The sequence below is a fragment of the Bradyrhizobium sp. USDA 4341 genome, from assembly GCF_054063755.1.
The window spans coordinates 2,244,934-2,260,997 of sequence record NZ_JBSSGO010000002.1 but is presented as its reverse complement, the minus strand read 5'-3'; the positions used below and the strand labels follow the sequence as shown (position 1 = coordinate 2,260,997).

The following is a 16,064-nucleotide window of genomic DNA, read 5'->3' as shown; positions in this document are numbered from 1 at the left end:
CAGGCCTCTCAGCCGAGAGCCGTCTCGCAAATCTAACGAATGCCGCGGCCGCGCGAGGCCGCGGCCTGGGTGCCGTGGCCGGTTGCCGCATCAGGCCATGACAGGGGAGATCAATGCTGCTGAAAATTCTGGACCGGCTCGAGGAAATCATCATCGCGAGCCTGATGGGCGCCGCGACGCTTCTGACCTTCGTCACGGTCGTGCACCGCTTCCTGGTCGACGTGCCAGTGCTCTATCCATATCTGTTCGGCATCAATCTCGCCTGGTCGCAGGAACTGTGCATCTACATGTTCATCTGGATGGCGAAGTTCGGCGCCGCCTATGGCGTGCGCACCGGCATCCATGTCGGCGTCGACGTGCTGATCAACCGCCTCAATGACGCCTGGCGCAAGCGCATCATCACCTTCGGCCTGCTCGGCGGCGCGCTGTTCACCGCGATCGTCGGCACCATGGGCGCCAAGTTCGTGTTCGAGCTGATGCACACCGACCAGGTCTCGCCCGATCTCGAGATCCCGAGCTGGATCGTCTACGCCTGCATCCCGCTCGGCTCCTATCTAATGTGCTTCCGCTTCCTACAGGTGTGCTGGAATTACTGGTGGACCGACGAGCTGCCGCACCATGACGCCTCCCATGTCGATGGCGTCGAGACCAGCAAGACCGCGCCCGTCGCGCTCGGAGAAGCGTGATGAGCGCCGCACTTATCTTCGGACTGCTGTTTGCCCTTATGCTGACGGGCATGCCGATCTCGATTTCGCTCGGCCTGACCGTGCTCACCTTCCTGTTCACCATGACCGAGGTACCGATCGAGAGCGTCGGCCTGAAGCTGTTTTCGGGCCTCGACAATTTCGGCATCATGGCGATCCCGTTCTTCATCCTGGCCGGCACGTTCCTGACCCGCGGCGGCGTCGCGCGGCGCATGATCGCGTTCACGACCTCGCTGGTCGGGCATCTGCCCGGCGGCCTTGGGCTCGCCGGCGTCGCGGCCTGCGCGATGTTCGCGGCGATCTCGGGCTCGAGCGTCGCCACCGTGGTTGCGATCGGCTCGATCATGATGCCGGCGATGGTCGATCACGGCTATCCGAAGCGATTCGGCGTCGGCGTGATCTCGACCTCGGGCGCGCTCGGCATTCTGGTGCCGCCCTCGATCATCCTGGTGCTCTACGGCGTCTCGACCAACACCTCGATCGGCGCGCTGTTCATGGCCGGCATCGTCCCGGGCGTGCTGCTCGCGCTGATGCTGGCCGCGGTGACCTTCTTCGTGGCGCAGCGCAACGGCTATCCGAAGATGCCGCGCGCGACCATCGGCCAGCAGTTCACGGCGTTCCGCGAAAGCATCTGGGGCCTGTCGCTGATCGCGATCGTGCTCGGCGGCATCTATGGCGGCATCTTCACGCCGACGGAAGCGGCGGCAGTCGCCGCGACCTACGCCTTCTTCATCACCGTGTTCGTCTACAAGGAGCTGAAGCTCTCCGAGGTGCCGAAGGTGCTGTTGCAGGCGGCGAGCATGAGCTCGATGCTGCTCTACATCATCACGAACGCGGTGCTGTTCTCGTTCCTTATGACGCATGAGCAGATCCCGCAGGAGATGGCGGCCTGGATCATCGACAAGAACTTCTCGGTCTGGATGTTCCTGCTCGTGGTCAATGTCATCCTGCTGCTCGCCGGCAACGTGATGGACCCGTCGTCGATCCTCCTGATCATGGCGCCGATCCTGTTTCCGCTGGCGACCAAGCTCGGCGTGCATCCGGTGCATCTCGGCATCCTGATGATCGTCAACACCGAGGTCGGGCTGTGCCATCCGCCGGTCGGGCTCAATCTCTACATTGCGAGCAGCATCGCCAAGATGGGCATCAGCGAGATTACGATCTCGGTCCTGCCGTGGCTATGCGCGATGCTGGTGTTCCTCGGCCTGATCACCTACGTGCCGGAGATCTCGCTGTGGCTGCCGCGGCTGTTGGGAATGATTTAGCGCATGATCCGGAAAAGTGCGTAGCGGTTTTCCGACAAGATCATGCGCAAACAATCAGAAAACCAAAGCGCGACCTCGCGCTTTGGATGTTTCTGTCGGGCAATGAAGCGGATTACATCTTGGCAAGAAAGGTCTCTCTGTCCAATCCGTAAGTTGAAGGCCGCAGCAGGCGGTATCATCCTCAGGCAACCTTCAAAGGAGGTTTGGATGAAGAAAGTTCTGCTCGCCGGTATCGCGGCGCTCACGATTGCCGGTTCGACCGCGGTCTATGCCCAGCATCGCCCGTGGTTCCATGGCCAGATGCGGATGAGCCCCGAGGACCGGGCCGCCTTCCTCGACGCGCGCATTGCCGCGGTGCACGCCGGGCTGAAGCTGACCGCCGATCAGGAGAAGCTGTGGCCGCCGGTCGAAACCGCGGTGCGCGACTTCGCCAAGATGCGGCTCGATCGCGCCAATGCGCGGATGGCCGCGGAGAAAACCGATGCGGACAGGGCGCAGAAGCCGGATGATCCGGTCGCGCGGCTGCGCGAGCGCGCCGACAACATGGCGGCGACCGCGACGTCGCTGAAGCAGATCGCCGATGCCGCCGACCCGCTCTACAAGACGCTCGACGACAACCAGAAGCGGCGGCTGACCATGCTCACCCACATGGAAGGGCGCGGCTTCGGCGCCGAGGGCTGGCGCCGCCATCGCCTCGAGCGCGGCATGGACCGCTGGGAGCGCGGCGGCCGCGACCATCATTTCGACCGCGACGACGGCCCGGATCAGGAACGCTCCGGCCGGCTCTGAGAGCCAGCCGCCGGCATCCTCGCCAAGCCTATGAAAGGCCGCCGGAATCCGGCGGCCTTTCGGCTGTCAGAAAGTCGGGAAAAGTTGCGCCAGCTTGCTGGACATCGCGGAATCGCTTTGCTAAACGACGGCCTCTCTTGCGAGGGTCATTTCCGGACAAGTTCCGGGCGCATAGCTCAGTTGGTAGAGCAGCTGACTCTTAATCAGCGGGTCCCAGGTTCGAGCCCTGGTGCGCCCACCACTCGTAAAGGATTGGCCCTGCGGGGCTTTTTACATTTTAGCCGATAGAACAAATTATGCTCATGCGACGTTTTTCGTGGTCGCACGCCGTGCGACGCGTCCTCGTCGACAGGAGATAAGCTGGGCCGCCAGGGCTGGCCGCGTGCCGTTGGCGGGAATCGACCGTGATTCACAGCGGGGACTCCGGGCGGAATTGTGAGCCGGTTTGGAGCGGCAATCGATGGGATCGCGTTGGTCGTTAGCGGGCTCGCGCACCGCGCGGTATTATTATGCCGAGCACGATAGAATCGAGTGCCTCTGTTACGATCAGCCCTTCATCCCGTCCTTGCGCACCTGCAATTCGAGCCGGTCGATACCGGCGTCGGCGCGATCGGCATTGCGAGCACGATAATGCTTCACGATGGTCTGCGCGCTTCGGTACGAATGCCAGGTGATGTCGAAGATCGTCAGCAGGTCGCAGCCGGCGCGGTCAAGCAGCATGACGCAAGTATCGCGCAGATCCTGGTCGTGCTTCTGGTCAAGTTCGCCGGCACCATTGACGAACGTTAGCGTCGGGCACGGTCTCAGGTGCCAAGCTTCGTCATCACCATTGCTGTTGCGCGCAGACTGTGTGTCCAACCACTCCGATAAAGCACGCGCGCGCTGATCGACCAAACGAGCTCGCAACGCCTTGTTCTCTTCATCGAGAGGGAAACGCGCGAAAAGAGTTTCGACCGTTCTAATCAGTTCAGTGGTCAGTCGCTCCGCACGGGTGATCGCCTGACGTATGCCATCGCTGCGAGAAAGCCGAACACGGCGACGGCCCGCGCCGTCGACACCCAATGGCGGTAAGTGCTCTCGTCATAAGGCTCGCCATTGTCTTCGTTGACGACGAGTTCGCGCGGCACTGTTTCAAGCTGATGTCGCAGCTTGAGCGCTTTTATTCGGGCGCGCGAGGCGTTCAGCCGCACGCTGAGTTGGCGTGCCTCCTTGATGTCGACGAGTTCGCCCGTTTTTCTTTGCCTGAACGCATGTCGTCCTGGAATATCGCTCTCATCGCGCATGATCAGACGGTCAGTCTGGCGCTGCCCGGTGAACAACGCCAGATAGAAGCTGTCACCAATTGACGCCCGTTCGATCGCATCGGCTGCGGCGACCCAGGCAGAAAATTCCTGCATCGCTGGAAGCCTTACTTAAAAGCTGGAGAGACGACGTGGCTACAGGTACTGTTAAGTGGTTTAATCCAACCAAAGGATACGGATTCATTCAGCCCGACAACGGTGGCAAAGACGTATTCGTGCACATCTCTGCGGTCGAAAAGGCCGGTCTGAGCAGCCTGAATGAGGGTGCAAAGGTTAGTTACGAAGAGAGGGAAAACCGCGGCAAAACGTCCGCCGAGAACTTGAGAGTGGGCTAACGCGCGGCTGCCTGACGATCGAAAAAATGCGCCGCCGGGCTCGAAATACACCGTCCCGGCAGCGCCCTGTTCTTCCAGCCCTGGGCCCTGAAATCCCCAGTAATGGTAGTCTAGCAGGATCAAGGACAAACGACTGTGGCGTCGTTCACATAAAGCTTTATGGAAGAGGAGCCGGCGGCAGGGCCCGGTGCGCCAGGCTGCTCCCCGAAACGCGACCGCGCTGCGTCCCCAACGGTCCCGTCCCACAAGAAGCCTGCGCCCATGACGTTGCGGATTTGCTAACCGGCTGTTTGCCGCCCTCCTGATCTGCTCTCCACGTTTCGCACAGGATGGAACTTTCTGGTTCCACATGAAAAAGAGTTTTTCCTTGCGCGGCTGGCTCGACCATTGTCTCAGCCTGAAGATGATCAGCGTGGATCCGCTCGCCGAGGTGAAGCCGGCCAAGATGCCGCGGACCGGAGGCCGTCATCCGTGGGAGATAGCGGAGTGCGAACTGTTCGAGAGGCGACACGCCATCGGCACTAGGCGAGGTTGGCCTACGAGCTACTTCTGCAAGCCGGTCAGTCTCGCTGTGATGTCGTCCGGATGGGCTGCCAGCATATCCGCGGTGGCATGGTGACGATGGGACGCCAGAAGACTGGCGTGCCGTTCAACGTCGAAGTCATGCCACGCCTGCAGACCGCGATCGATGCGATGCCGGCGAGCAATCACCTGACCTTCTTCGTCGCTGCGCAGGGCAACTCTTCACCGCTGCGGGCTTTGGAAGCTATTTCCGCGATCTCTGCCGTGAGGCGGGGCTGCCCGAGCGCTGCACGTCGCACGGTCTCAGGAACTCAAGGTTTGGAGTGATGCCGCCCGCGAACTGTCCGCTTCAGGTTACGCGCTAGTGGATGGCCGAAGGATGGCGGAATTTGCCTCTGGACACCGTGCTCGGGCACGCGGTGAAGAGTTGAAGAAGCGATTTCCAATGCTTCAGATCTTAATCTATGACGCACAGACAAACGCTCGCGAGGAAACCAGAAGCCTCAATTTGGCTCTTCCTTCCGTTTGTGGGCGTCCGATGGCAGATCAGCAGGTCAAGTCTTCGGACCTTGTCGAAATCGCTTGCAGAAGCAGGGAGTTTCGCAAGCACTATGGCGTTGTACTGGGAGCGCTCCTCTACCCCAGCTCGATCAGCGCCGCGCGGCCGCGCTCAATCTGGTGGAGCGGTTTGCTGACGGCTTTCATCGGCGCGGCCGCTGTTTGGCTCAAGAACCGATAGACCAAGTATGATGGGGCCGAATGCCTCGCTGTCCTGAAGAGCCTCAGCTCCGATGCCTGGATCCGGGCGTGGTGGGGCTTGCGGCCCGGTCGTCCAAAATGTGGTCCGGCAGAAGGTGACGCTTTGTCTTATATTGCAAGGCCGGCGAGGATTTGCTCCGAAGAGAGTTCGTTCTCGACATAGGCGATCTTGCGGTCGAGCACGGAGCGGATCTCCGGGGGGCTCATTCCCATCGAGCTGAGCACCTCCGCGGTATGCTCACCCAAGAACGGGCTTCGGGTCACAATGGCGCCGGGTGTCCGGGTCATCTTGACCGGCACACCGGCGATCCTGGCCAGCTCCCCGCCCGGATGCTCGACCTCGACGATCATGTCGCGGGCTTCGAAATGGGGGTCTGAAACGATGTCCAGGACATTCATAACCGGCCCGAACGGCATGCGGCCACCCAGCTTGGCCGTCAGCTCAGCTTTTGTGAACTTTTGGGTGTTCCGTCCGATCAAGGGGATCAGAAGCCGCCGATTGTCGGCGCGCTTGCCCTTTGACGAGAAGCGAGCATCTTGCGCAAGAGTTTGCAGATCAAGCTCGCGACACAGCACGTCGAAGAAGCTCTGATCATGAGCGGCGAGCGCGACATGCCCATCAGCCGCGGGGAATATGCCGAATGGACACAGGAACGGATGATGGTTTCCTTCCGGACCGGGTATCAGCCCCTCGGCGGTGTGTTGCCAGACCGCGCGCTCGCAGATCGAAAGAATGGCGTCCACCATCGAAACGTCCACAAATTGCCCCGAGCCGGTGCGCCGTGCGTTGTGTATCGCCGCCAAGACGCCAAACGCCAGCATCAGGCCTGGAATTGTATCGCCGACACCAGGACCGACCTTGGTCGGCATTCCGCCGGGCTCCGCGCCGGTGATCGCCATCATTCCACCCATGGCCTGGGCAACGACATCGAACGCCGGCCAGTCCACGTATGGCGAACGCCCGGTGCGACGATCGCCGAATCCCCGGAGCGATCCGTATACGAGCCGGGGATTGACTTCGGAGAGAACCTCGTAGCTTAAGCCGAGCCTGTCCATCACGCCCGCGCGAAAATTCTCAATGACGGCGTCGGCGTCCCTGCAAAGGGTCTTGAAGATCTCCCGGCCTTCCTCGGATTTCAGATCCAGGCACACCGACCGCTTGTTGCGGTTTATGCTTTGAAAGTACGCGCTGAGGGGTTCTACGTCGCCCGCATGCCGGCCGCCCCGGGTGACGTCCCCGGCCGGAGGTTCGATCTTGATGACCTCGGCGCCCTGGTCGGCGAGAACCATGGTTGCGTATGGACCTGCCAGCATCTGTGTGAGATCCAGGATGCGAATGTCCGACAGAGCACCAAATGACTTTCGCATGCCGACTCTCCTAGCGCCAAAAGGGCACATGCAAACCACTACGGTGCCCCTCGCGCGTGCGCCAGCGATCGGGAGCGGCCGGGGATCGATATTACAAATGCATTTGACCGATCATTCCGCCCGTTACAGCGATTACGGATGCAATATGAGATAGAGCCGGTGTCCTCCGGCCGTCAGCTCGTGCATTCTTGGCTCTGGCGGAAGTGCAAGTGTCGAACGAAAGGATGAAATGTCGAACGATTTTCGTGCACGCGCGAAGCTCAGACCAAGGGGACACCTCTACGAGGACTTCTCCGTCGGCCAGGAGTTCGTACATCATTGGGGGCGAACGATCACGGAGAGCGACACAATCGCATTTTCGACATTGACGCTCAGCTTCAATCCTCTCTACTTCAATGCGGAATACGCAAAAGCCCACGGTCACGAGAGTATCGTCGTAAATCCGCTTCTGGTCTTCAACGTCGTCCTTGGATTGAGCGTGGAGGACTGCAGCGAGATCGGGGGCCCGTTCGTCGGATTGGGCAAGCTTACCTACCGCAAGCCGGTATTTCCTGGAGATACCCTCTACGCACGCAGTACGACCATTGCCTGTCGGCTTTCAGCAAGCAATCCGGCAAATGGCATCGTTACCTGGCACACCGAGGGGTGCAATCAACATGACGATTTGGTGCTCGACTTCGAGCGGTCAAATCTGGTTCGCCTTCGGGCTCCGAAAGGATGACAAATGAAGCTGCCGGGCAAGGAGTGGTGGCGTCTCACGTCACCGGACAACTACTTCGAGGACTTCGAGGTGGGGCAGGTCATTCGTCACGCGCGTGGAAAAACGATTGAGCCTCTCGAGAACGTCCTGATTACCAACCTGGTGATGAATACAGCCCAGGGCCATTTCAACGAGCACGCGATGTCGGTCTCACCGTTCAAGCAGCGCATCAGCTATGGAGGCGTGAATTTCTCGGTCATTATGGGGCTCGCGAGCCAGGACACCTGCGAGAACGTGCTTGCGGAGCTCGGACTGGACAACATCCGGCTGATGGCGCCCGTCTTTCACGGCGACACACTGTATGCGTACTCGGAAGTTCTGAGCAAAGAAGACGGCCCGCAGGCAGATGTCGGCATCCTCGTGTTTCGGCACTACGGCGTCAATCAGGAGGATCGGCAAATCTTTGAAGGTGATCGCCGCGTTCTGATGAAGCGTCGGCTTCATTGGGGGAAGGAAGCCGGCGGGCAGGACAGGTAATCGCCGCCGTGCGGTATGCAGGCGGCAAACCGTCACGTGAACCGATTGCTGAGCCATGAAGGCAAGGATGCGAGTTGTGAGCCAACGACAGTGCTCCCCGCACCTTCGGCGTCACCACTCGTTTCAGCAGCAGATCGACCCGCGTCGGCGGGTGGCTGTCTGGCGGCGATCAAGGAAGCGGCTCGGCGAAGGCCCAGAATGATTGCCTCGCGCTTCTGGGCGATGCGTTCGACGCGAGCGCCCGCACCGATTGCAAGAGGAGTGCCTCCAAGTGGAGAAGGAACCGCAACAGCGATGGCGCCAAATCCGAGTGAGATGTCTCCAGCCGTTTCGGCATATCCATTGCGCCGATCGGCCGCAATGAGGTCGAGATACGTCGTTTCTTTTACGCGAAATCGCGGCTCGGTCGCTTCAGCATTGCAGCGGCGAATCCAGCGATGGAGCTCTTCTTCGCCGGTCATGCTCAGAAGGATTCTGCCCATTGCAGAGCAGGTCAACGATCGGTGCATGCCTGACGTTATCAGCAGGCTGTCACGCTTCTTCGGCGTCACCACGAATATGTACTGCGCCGTCGACTTGTTCTGCATGCCGATGAAAACGGTCTCCTGGAGCTCGAGAAGCAGAGATTTGAGGATTGGGACAAACTTCGCCGTGCCTTCGTATCGATCAAGCAGCCAGCTGTTGAGCAGCATCACTCGCAGCGTAGGGGCGTATCGTCTCCGCACCGGATCGTATTCCAAGTACCCCATGTTTGTCAGGTTCTTGAGCAACATGCTCACGCTTGGTTGCGGTATATCCAGGCTCTTGCTGACGTCGCCGACGGTCAACGTCTCCTGGCGAACTGAGAAGAGTTCGAATATCGCCAGGGTGCGCTCCGCCGATTTGATTGAGCGATCGCTCATGACCTTGTCCTTAAGCTTGCAGCGTCGTGTGCGTCCGGCGCGATCGGCATACTATCGAGCCGCAAGCCGTTCATTCAAGTATCACGCTGACGCCGGGCCATCGGTGCCCGTGCTGCGTTGCACAGTCGGGATTGAAGATTGCGGCTCCGCAATTGCCAAACCGAGCCACTTTTTGATCCCGGCCACTTTGGAGACATGAACATGTACGATCGGGAATCTGCCTCTGGTGCATGGAGATCTGACTCAGAGTCAGCGCTCGAAGGTATCCGGGTCGCCGACTTTTCCCACTTCATTGCCGGGCCGATGTGCACGCGATTTCTCGCGGACATGGGCGCCGACGTGATCAAAATCGAGAATGCGGCGTCTGGCGACGATCTACGGCGCTTCGAGCCAAGGCTTGCCGGCCAGAGTGTGCCGTTCCTGTGGGCGAATCGTAACAAGCGCGGGATGACGCTCGATCTCGCCCGCGATGACGCCAGGCAGGTTGCAATGGATCTGGTACGGTCGTCCGATATTCTGGTCGAGAATTTTTCGACCGGAGTGATGGAGCGCTTTGGGCTCGGCTATGATGCACTCAAGGAGCTGAATCCGAAGCTGATCTATTGCAGCGTGTCTGCCTACGGCCGGGAAGGCGAGCTTGCGGACCGTCTCGGATTTGACTCCGTGGTGCAGGCAGAAACCGGCTTCATGTCGCTGAATGGATTTCCTGACGGGCCTGGCTTGCGAACCGGACCGGCCGTCATGGATATCGCAACCGGGCTCACGGCGACCATTGCAGTCCTCGGCGCACTTGCCGCCAGATCCAGGACAGGGAGCGGGCAGAAGGTCGAGACGTCGTTGTTCGATGTTGGCACGTTGATGCTAGGTTTTCAGGCGCTTGGTTATCTCGCCACGGGAAAGAATCCCAACCGTGTGGGCAACGATGGCACCGACACCATGCCTACCGGGGTCTTTGCGACCGCAGACGGGACGCTCTACATCATTTGCGCCAACGACAGGACCTATGGCCGGCTGGTTCGGGACGTCTTGCATCGTCCGGACCTGGTTGAGGATTCGCGCTTTCGAAGCAATCGCGACCGGATGGAAAATCGTGCTGAATTGAGAGCTATCCTCGAGCGAGCGCTGGCCGCAGACGGAAGCGAGGCGTGGGCGCAGCGGATGCGTACGCATAAGGTCCCCGCAGGTGTCATTCGAACGGTAGAGGAAGCCTTTCAGTCGAGCGAAATGACCGCACGCGGTATTGCGAGCACGATCGCTCATCCGACCGCCGGGACAGTCCCCGACATCGCTTGTCCGCTACGCCTCGCAGCGACCCCGGTTGTAGCCGCGGTGGCTGCACCGACACTCGGACAGCACACCCGCGAGATCCTGGAACTGCTGGGATATGCCTCGGATCGAATTGCTGAGCTGTCGGCGGCTGGTGCGTTTGGGGCGCCGGCCTAGACCGGCGGGTCCTGTCCTGCCGGCGTATCAGCCGCGCTAGTGGGGTGTCAGCAAGGCGCCCCCGCTTGCGGAAATGCACTCTCCCGTGACGTAGCGAGACAGGTCGGTGGCGAGAAATTCGATGACGCCGGCGCAGTCTTCAGCCTCGCCAAAGCGGCGCATTGGAATGCCTTTCAGCTCAGAGTCTACGCCGATACCGCGGGCCTGTGCCTGAGCCTTCACGCGCGGTGTCATGATGATCCCGGGCGCGATACAGTTAACACGGATGCCGTGCGGTCCAAGTTCGGCGGCCAGATTTCGCGTGTAATGGGTGACTGCCGTTTTCGCGGCCCCGTAGAGCGCGAGCCGGCCATTGGGCGCCACGGAATGGGCGGCTACGGAGGACGTGTTGATGATCGAGCCGGACGATTGGGATTTCATGATCGGGACAATTGCCTGGCAGCAGAAGACGGTGCCCCAGAGGTTCGCGCCAAACAGTTTGAGCATGTCTTCCTCGGGGCAATTCGAGGGTAAACTGCGCTCGACTGGCGTAATGGCTCCTCCAGCATTGTTGACGAGGACATCGATGCGCCCGAATGCCCACATGACGGCGTCGATTGCCGCATATGCGGTTTTCTGATCGCTGAGGTCGCCCTGGAAGGTTACGCACTGTCGTCCCTTGGACCGAACTTCGTCGGCGACCGTGCCGTCCGGCGTCTGGAAGCCGTTGCCCGCGCCATCGAAGCTCAGATCGACAACGCCGATATCGGCGCCAAGTGACGCCAGCCGATTGACATAGGCTCTGCCTAACCCGCCGGCCGCGCCGGTGACGATCGCTACTTTGCCCTCTAGTTTCACGTTTGCTTCTCCCAGAAGATGTTCCCACCGTGCTGTCGACCTGCAAGCAGCGTACGACCGCTGATCAAGGAGCACGACGTTCTTGCGGCCGCGTCCGTTGCTGGATTCTATCATCCAGGCCGATGCGCGACATTCATTTTGCCTTCGCTCCTGAAACATCACAGACGTAATCATCGCGCTGAGGCGTCTGCCAACGCTTGCGATCTATCGAGAAAGTATGCGCACCTGTCGATAGCGGCGGTCTCGATCGCTGCAGCCTCCGTTTTTTTGCATGGAGATCCTGATGACGACGACGCGTATTCGACGGGCCCGGCGCTGCCAATTGTCGGTACCTGGCAGCAATGAAGCGATGCTGAAGAAGGGGGCCGCATCGGATGCTGACCATGTGTTCTGCGATCTTGAGGACGCCGTGGCGCCTAGCGCAAAAGTAGAGGCTCGCTGCAAGATTGCTTGGGCGCTCAACAATCTCGACTGGGGTAAGAAGACACGATGCGTTCGAATCAACGACGTGACTACCGAATGGTGTCATGGGGATGTGATTTCGATCGTCGAGAGCGCCGGTGAGAACCTCGATACGATCATGCTGACAAAACCGTATTCGGCGGCCGACGTCATTTTCCTCGATCGTTTGCTGACTCAGGTCGAGAAGAAGCTCAAGCTTGCGCGTCGCATCGGTATCGAAGTTCTTATCGAGGAAGTTCAAGCCCTGCAGAATGTCGAGGAGATCGCGAAATGCTCCGACCGGCTTGAATGCCTGATTTTCGGGATGGGGGACTATTCGGGGTCGCAGGGGATCGATACCCGCGAAATCGGCGGCAATGGCGGCTATCCGGGCGACATTTTCCATTTTGCCCGCTTCCGCATCACGATGGCCGCGCGGGCGGCGGGTATCGATGCGGTCGACGGGCCTTATTCCAACTTCAAGAATGAGGAGGGGTACCGCGCTGAGGCCAACAAAGCCCGTGCCCTCGGCATGATCGGAAAGTGGGCCATCCATCCTTCCCAGATTGCACCCGCGCAGGCGGTATTCTCACCGAAATCGGAGGAGATCGCGCGCGCAAGAAAGATGGCCGCAGCCTATCGTGAGGCCGAGGCGAAGGGATTGGGAGCCGCGCAGGTTGATGGCGTCATGATCGATGTGGCCGTCCTTCGGCTCGTTCAGAATACCCTGGATAAGGCCGATCTTTACGGCTTGTAGGGAGCGCACGTCATCGCTCGCCTTCTCTAGCCGGTGGCCGTGGCCAACCGAAAGCCGAGGAGGCGGGACACATCGGTGGCGCAGCGAATTGTCGCGGCCGTCAGCCGTTCCAGCTGAGCTCCGCTGACGCGATGCGCCGAGCCGCCGGCCGAGATCGTCGCGACCACCTGTCCGCGATGATCGTAGATCGGCGCCGCCACGTGCCGCAAGCCCTGGATCAGCTCCTCGTCGTCAAGAGCGAACCCGGCTTTTCGAACGCGGGCCAATTCGTCCATGAAAGCGTCAGCGGACGTTATCGTCCGCGAGGTGAAGGCATCCATTCCGTTCTCGGCAAGCATCTGCCGGACGTAGCGAGCGTCCTGCCAGGCTGCCAGAACCTTTCCTGGCGCGCTGCCATGGACCGGAACGACCGACACCATGGTGATGTCCCGCCGCAGAGTGTCGAGCGTGCGGCCACGCATGATCACGACCTTCCATTTATGCAGCCGGCTGAGGCTGATATACTCCTTGAACTCGGCGGACAGTTCGGCCATGGCTGGCAGCGCGACGAGGTCAAGCTCCCGTCGCCCCAAGGCCGAATTTCCGAGCAACGCCAATCCCAGGCCGAGGTAGCACCGGCCCGTCTCCGGTTCTTGCTCGACCAGACCTGCAGCGGCAAGCGTACTGACCAGGCGCGAGACGGTGCTTGACGAGGTATCGAGCAATTCAGCGAGGTCGACGATGCGGAGCGGACGACCGGCCTGGTAGAGTTCCTGGAGGACAGCGATAGCCTTCCCGACCGACTTTATCAGGCTGAGATCCAGCACCTCCGCCGCTCCCGTCGCTGGCTTCTTCGGCTTGGAGGGCTTGGCGGCCACGTCGTTCTCCCAGGCTCAATAGAGTGTGTCGTCGCTGGATGAATGCTCCGCGATCAGTGAGATCTGTGCAGGATAGCTGCCTCGATGCTCGGCTGCCATCCCTTTGTTCATCCGGACACAGCTCTGAACTAGGACCCTTGTCGTGCGGTGGATCGTTGTTTCCGGACGTCACTCTGTCGCGGTGGCTCGAGAGACATGCCTTTGAGCTGGTCGTCTGCGCGCCATGACTCGAGCATCGCGTAGAATGGCATCGGACCATCACCGTATCGGCCGCCCTGAAAGATGTCCTCGCTCTTCGCAGCCTTGCCTTCCGCGTTGTAGTATCCCGGCGTACATTGCTGATAAAAGGCGACCTGTGCGATGTTCTTCGGTGAAGTGCGGATCAGCTGCACATAGTTGTCGACGGCTTCGGAGGTCGGTTCGACGTAGTCCTTCGACAGGGCTTTGACCCGACGCAGGGTATAGGCCACGTGGATGGCCTGTTCGTCGAGCAACTGAACCGCGTTCGTGGCCGCCGCGGTCTGTTGGTTTCCACCCATGAAGAAGCAGTTCGGAAACTTGTCGGTGGTCATTCCCTGGAACGTCCGAACCCCCGGGCGCCAGTGCTCGCTCAGGGCAAGTCCGTCTCGGCCGAACAATTCGAAACCGGTGAGTCGAGAATAGGAGATTCCCGCCTCGAAGCCGGTCGCAAACACAATGCAATCGACGGGATATTCGGACCCACCAGCCACGATGCCCCTTTTCGTGACTTGCTCCACTCCGCGTCCTTGGGTGTCGACCAGCCTGACGTTGGGGCGATTGAAGGTCTCGAGATAGTCATCATGGAAACACGGCCGCTTGCATAGCCAGCGGTACCATGGCTTCAGCGCTTCGGCGGTTGCTCGGTCTTTGACAACGTCATCCACGCGTCGGCGGATCTTGTTCATGACCTGATAGTCGAATATCTCGGCCAGCAGAGCGCGTTCTTCCTTCGTCGGTTTTCGGCCAAGCCGTTCTTCGATCTCGTTTGGTCTCAGCGGGTTCAGAGAAGCTGCAATCTCCGTCCATCCGTCGTTGACGTGGTTCACATCCTGCTGGAGGCCGGACATGAGACGTTGGAAATTGTCGCGTCGTCTCTTTTGCCACCCAGGAGTTCGTTCGCCGACCCAATCCGGCCCGGTTTGCTGATTGGCCCGAACGCCTACCGATGATGGAGTCCTTTGGAATACAAGAAGCTGCTTTGCCCATTTTCCGAGCTCCGGAACGATCTGAACCGCAGTCGCTCCTGTGCCGACGACGGCAACTCGCTTGTCGACAAGGCGAGTGAGGGCAAAGTCCCGCTCGCTTCCTCCCGTATAAGCGTAGTTCCAACGGCTCGAGTGGAAGGCATGCCCGTCGAATTCCTGGATGCCCGCTATGCCCGGAAGCTTGGGAAGGCTCTGCCTGCCACAGGCGAGCACCAGATAGTCTGCGGTCAGTCGATCTCCGCGGTTTGTTTCGACGAGCCAATGCCGCTCAGAGTCGATCCAGCGAGCCTCCGTTATGGCCGTTTGAAAGCAGGCCTTGCGGTATAGATCATAGTGTCGGCCAATATTGCGGCTGAGCTCGAGCATCTCAGCTGCATAGGCATATCGATGCTTCGGCGCATAGTTGAGTTCTTCGACAAGCGGTAGATAGATATGAGCCTCGATGTCGCACATCGCGCCGGGATATCGATTCCAGTACCACGTCCCACCGAAGTCTCCCGCTTCATCGATGATGCGGATATCGCTAAAGCCAGCTTCTCTCAGGCGTGCGCCGGCGAGAAGGCCCCCGAAACCGGCGCCAGCAACGATGACTTCGGTGTGTTCGATGATCGGCGGCCTGACGAACCCGGCTGGAGTCCATGGATCGCGGTCGAAATGCTCGAACTTGCCCGCTGTCGGAACGTACTGCGCGTTACCCTGCTCGAGGATTCGCCCATCGCGTTCGCCGTCGTACTTTGATCTGAGCTCATCGCAGTCGAAGGGAAGCGGGCCCAATATCTTCTCGATGACTTCTTGTGTGTCCCGTTGCATGCGACTGTCCCCCGATCGTGTTGTGTGGCGGTTGCGCATCGGCCAAGCGACAGAGGGACAAGAAATTCCAAATCTGCACCGCCAATGCATAATACGCAATCCTATTGCAAATAATGCTCGATGCAATCCTCGGCGCCACTCAATCGATATCGTAAGCTATTGAAACTATGTATGAAAATACGGAGGTGGGCTTATTACAGGTGTGATCGCCTTCAAGGGCCGATCCTCGCTTGGTCCAGCATGTTGATTGGCGGGTCAGCCGTCTTCCCGGGATTGTCGATGTCGACGATTGTGCCGCTTACCTTTCGCGGACCGCCATGCGCGCGGTCCGGTCGAACGGATTTGATCGGGGCTCCGTGCAAGCGATCCGGCTCAGCTGGCGAATGCTTCCGCCAAGAGGAGGTACATTGAACGCGAACTGTCGCTCACGTCCGTTTGCCGTTCCGTGCACCGGGTTCGCTTGAGCGGAAGGCGCAGCAGTGTGTCACTGCGGCAGCATCGGCGGCGCTCG

The 16,064-nt window shown here is 60.1% G+C and carries 18 protein-coding genes and 1 tRNA gene; 12 read left to right on the top strand and 7 right to left on the bottom strand.

Annotated features, from left to right (window positions below; all coding sequences use genetic code 11):
* The first annotated feature begins 113 nt into the window (after positions 1–113).
* From ACVIGB_RS16810 to ACVIGB_RS16795, 4 genes are all read left to right on the top strand, one after another.
* Positions 114–686 carry a TRAP transporter small permease gene (locus tag ACVIGB_RS16810; RefSeq protein ID WP_456721776.1) on the top strand — a complete coding sequence of 191 codons (573 nt, stop codon included), beginning with the start codon at positions 114–116 and terminating at the stop codon, positions 684–686.
* A complete protein-coding gene (locus tag ACVIGB_RS16805) occupies positions 686–1,969 on the top strand; it encodes a TRAP transporter large permease (protein WP_092115778.1) in 1,284 nt (427 codons plus the stop codon). The genes ACVIGB_RS16810 and ACVIGB_RS16805 overlap by 1 nt, the downstream gene beginning before the upstream one ends.
* A gap of 207 nt (positions 1,970–2,176) precedes the next feature.
* Complete coding sequence (locus ACVIGB_RS16800) at positions 2,177–2,758, top strand: Spy/CpxP family protein refolding chaperone (protein ID WP_456721777.1); 582 nt, start codon at positions 2,177–2,179, stop codon at positions 2,756–2,758.
* 165 nt (positions 2,759–2,923) lie between these two features.
* Positions 2,924–2,999 (top strand) — tRNA-Lys (locus ACVIGB_RS16795).
* 305 nt (positions 3,000–3,304) lie between these two features.
* On the opposite strand, the gene ACVIGB_RS16790 is transcribed toward ACVIGB_RS16795, so the two are convergent.
* Positions 3,305–3,652, bottom strand: a complete 348-nt coding sequence (locus ACVIGB_RS16790) for a hypothetical protein (protein WP_456721778.1) — start codon at positions 3,650–3,652, stop codon at positions 3,305–3,307.
* An 80-nt stretch (positions 3,653–3,732) separates the two neighbouring features.
* Entirely contained in the window at positions 3,733–4,155 is a 423-nt protein-coding gene (locus tag ACVIGB_RS16785) for a hypothetical protein (protein WP_456721779.1), read from the bottom strand.
* Between the two features lie 35 nt (positions 4,156–4,190).
* Between ACVIGB_RS16785 and ACVIGB_RS16780 the strand changes: the two genes are divergently transcribed.
* The 4 genes from ACVIGB_RS16780 (at position 4,191) to ACVIGB_RS16765 (ending at position 5,655) form a co-directional block, all read left to right on the top strand.
* Entirely contained in the window at positions 4,191–4,394 is a 204-nt protein-coding gene (locus ACVIGB_RS16780) for a cold-shock protein (RefSeq protein ID WP_076865209.1), read from the top strand.
* 349 nt (positions 4,395–4,743) lie between these two features.
* Positions 4,744–5,013, top strand: a complete 270-nt coding sequence (locus tag ACVIGB_RS16775) for a hypothetical protein (protein WP_456749170.1) — start codon at positions 4,744–4,746, stop codon at positions 5,011–5,013.
* Between the two features lie 2 nt (positions 5,014–5,015).
* Positions 5,016–5,243 (top strand): hypothetical protein, encoded by a 228-nt coding sequence (locus tag ACVIGB_RS16770; RefSeq protein ID WP_456749169.1) that lies wholly within the window; start codon positions 5,016–5,018, stop codon positions 5,241–5,243.
* A gap of 52 nt (positions 5,244–5,295) precedes the next feature.
* Positions 5,296–5,655, top strand: a complete 360-nt coding sequence (locus ACVIGB_RS16765; protein ID WP_456721781.1) for a hypothetical protein — start codon at positions 5,296–5,298, stop codon at positions 5,653–5,655.
* 128 nt (positions 5,656–5,783) lie between these two features.
* Here the strand turns inward: ACVIGB_RS16765 and ACVIGB_RS16760 are convergent, their stop codons facing one another.
* The gene (locus ACVIGB_RS16760) at positions 5,784–7,043 is read right to left on the bottom strand and encodes a CaiB/BaiF CoA transferase family protein (RefSeq protein WP_456721782.1); all 1,260 of its coding nucleotides are present in this window, start codon (positions 7,041–7,043) and stop codon (positions 5,784–5,786) included.
* A 229-nt stretch (positions 7,044–7,272) separates the two neighbouring features.
* On the opposite strand from ACVIGB_RS16760, the gene ACVIGB_RS16755 reads away from it, so the two are divergent.
* Positions 7,273–7,764, top strand: a complete 492-nt coding sequence (locus ACVIGB_RS16755; protein ID WP_456721783.1) for a MaoC family dehydratase — start codon at positions 7,273–7,275, stop codon at positions 7,762–7,764.
* A 3-nt stretch (positions 7,765–7,767) separates the two neighbouring features.
* Positions 7,768–8,280 carry a MaoC family dehydratase gene (locus ACVIGB_RS16750; protein ID WP_456721784.1) on the top strand — a complete coding sequence of 171 codons (513 nt, stop codon included), beginning with the start codon at positions 7,768–7,770 and terminating at the stop codon, positions 8,278–8,280.
* Positions 8,281–8,312: 32 nt separating this feature from the next.
* On the opposite strand, the gene ACVIGB_RS16745 is transcribed toward ACVIGB_RS16750, so the two are convergent.
* Positions 8,313–9,182: an IclR family transcriptional regulator gene (locus tag ACVIGB_RS16745; RefSeq protein ID WP_456721785.1), complete on the bottom strand. Its 870-nt coding sequence runs from the start codon at positions 9,180–9,182 to the stop codon at positions 8,313–8,315.
* A 201-nt stretch (positions 9,183–9,383) separates the two neighbouring features.
* Here ACVIGB_RS16745 and ACVIGB_RS16740 point away from each other — a divergent pair, with 201 nt between their 5' ends.
* On the top strand, positions 9,384–10,625 hold the full coding sequence (locus tag ACVIGB_RS16740) for a CaiB/BaiF CoA transferase family protein (protein ID WP_456721786.1): 1,242 nt from the start codon (positions 9,384–9,386) through the stop codon (positions 10,623–10,625).
* A gap of 36 nt (positions 10,626–10,661) precedes the next feature.
* On the opposite strand, the gene ACVIGB_RS16735 is transcribed toward ACVIGB_RS16740, so the two are convergent.
* Positions 10,662–11,462 (bottom strand): SDR family NAD(P)-dependent oxidoreductase, encoded by an 801-nt coding sequence (locus ACVIGB_RS16735; protein WP_456721787.1) that lies wholly within the window; start codon positions 11,460–11,462, stop codon positions 10,662–10,664.
* Positions 11,463–11,745: 283 nt separating this feature from the next.
* Between ACVIGB_RS16735 and ACVIGB_RS16730 the strand changes: the two genes are divergently transcribed.
* A complete protein-coding gene (locus ACVIGB_RS16730) occupies positions 11,746–12,660 on the top strand; it encodes an HpcH/HpaI aldolase/citrate lyase family protein (RefSeq protein ID WP_456721788.1) in 915 nt (304 codons plus the stop codon).
* Between the two features lie 26 nt (positions 12,661–12,686).
* On the opposite strand, the gene ACVIGB_RS16725 is transcribed toward ACVIGB_RS16730, so the two are convergent.
* Together ACVIGB_RS16725 and ACVIGB_RS16720 are read right to left on the bottom strand one after the other, a co-directional pair.
* On the bottom strand, positions 12,687–13,517 hold the full coding sequence (locus tag ACVIGB_RS16725) for an IclR family transcriptional regulator (protein WP_456721789.1): 831 nt from the start codon (positions 13,515–13,517) through the stop codon (positions 12,687–12,689).
* A gap of 128 nt (positions 13,518–13,645) precedes the next feature.
* Positions 13,646–15,553: a flavin-containing monooxygenase gene (locus ACVIGB_RS16720; RefSeq protein ID WP_456721790.1), complete on the bottom strand. Its 1,908-nt coding sequence runs from the start codon at positions 15,551–15,553 to the stop codon at positions 13,646–13,648.
* Positions 15,554–16,064 lie beyond the last annotated feature (511 nt).

Bases quoted from the DNA above. Each gene is read 5' to 3' on its own strand.
- ACVIGB_RS16810 (WP_456721776.1), top strand. From the start codon at position 114: ATGCTGCTGAAAATTCTGGACCGGCTCGAGGAAATCATCATCGCGAGC.
- ACVIGB_RS16805 (WP_092115778.1), top strand. From the start codon at position 686: ATGAGCGCCGCACTTATCTTCGGACTGCTGTTTGCCCTTATGCTGACG.
- ACVIGB_RS16800 (WP_456721777.1), top strand. From the start codon at position 2,177: ATGAAGAAAGTTCTGCTCGCCGGTATCGCGGCGCTCACGATTGCCGGT.
- ACVIGB_RS16785 (WP_456721779.1), bottom strand. From the start codon at position 4,155: ATGCAGGAATTTTCTGCCTGGGTCGCCGCAGCCGATGCGATCGAACGG.
- ACVIGB_RS16775 (WP_456749170.1), top strand. From the start codon at position 4,744: ATGAAAAAGAGTTTTTCCTTGCGCGGCTGGCTCGACCATTGTCTCAGC.
- ACVIGB_RS16770 (WP_456749169.1), top strand. From the start codon at position 5,016: ATGGGACGCCAGAAGACTGGCGTGCCGTTCAACGTCGAAGTCATGCCA.
- ACVIGB_RS16765 (WP_456721781.1), top strand. From the start codon at position 5,296: ATGGCGGAATTTGCCTCTGGACACCGTGCTCGGGCACGCGGTGAAGAG.
- ACVIGB_RS16760 (WP_456721782.1), bottom strand. From the start codon at position 7,043: ATGCGAAAGTCATTTGGTGCTCTGTCGGACATTCGCATCCTGGATCTC.
- ACVIGB_RS16755 (WP_456721783.1), top strand. From the start codon at position 7,273: ATGTCGAACGATTTTCGTGCACGCGCGAAGCTCAGACCAAGGGGACAC.
- ACVIGB_RS16750 (WP_456721784.1), top strand. From the start codon at position 7,768: ATGAAGCTGCCGGGCAAGGAGTGGTGGCGTCTCACGTCACCGGACAAC.
- ACVIGB_RS16745 (WP_456721785.1), bottom strand. From the start codon at position 9,182: ATGAGCGATCGCTCAATCAAATCGGCGGAGCGCACCCTGGCGATATTC.
- ACVIGB_RS16740 (WP_456721786.1), top strand. From the start codon at position 9,384: ATGTACGATCGGGAATCTGCCTCTGGTGCATGGAGATCTGACTCAGAG.
- ACVIGB_RS16730 (WP_456721788.1), top strand. From the start codon at position 11,746: ATGACGACGACGCGTATTCGACGGGCCCGGCGCTGCCAATTGTCGGTA.
- ACVIGB_RS16720 (WP_456721790.1), bottom strand. From the start codon at position 15,553: ATGCAACGGGACACACAAGAAGTCATCGAGAAGATATTGGGCCCGCTT.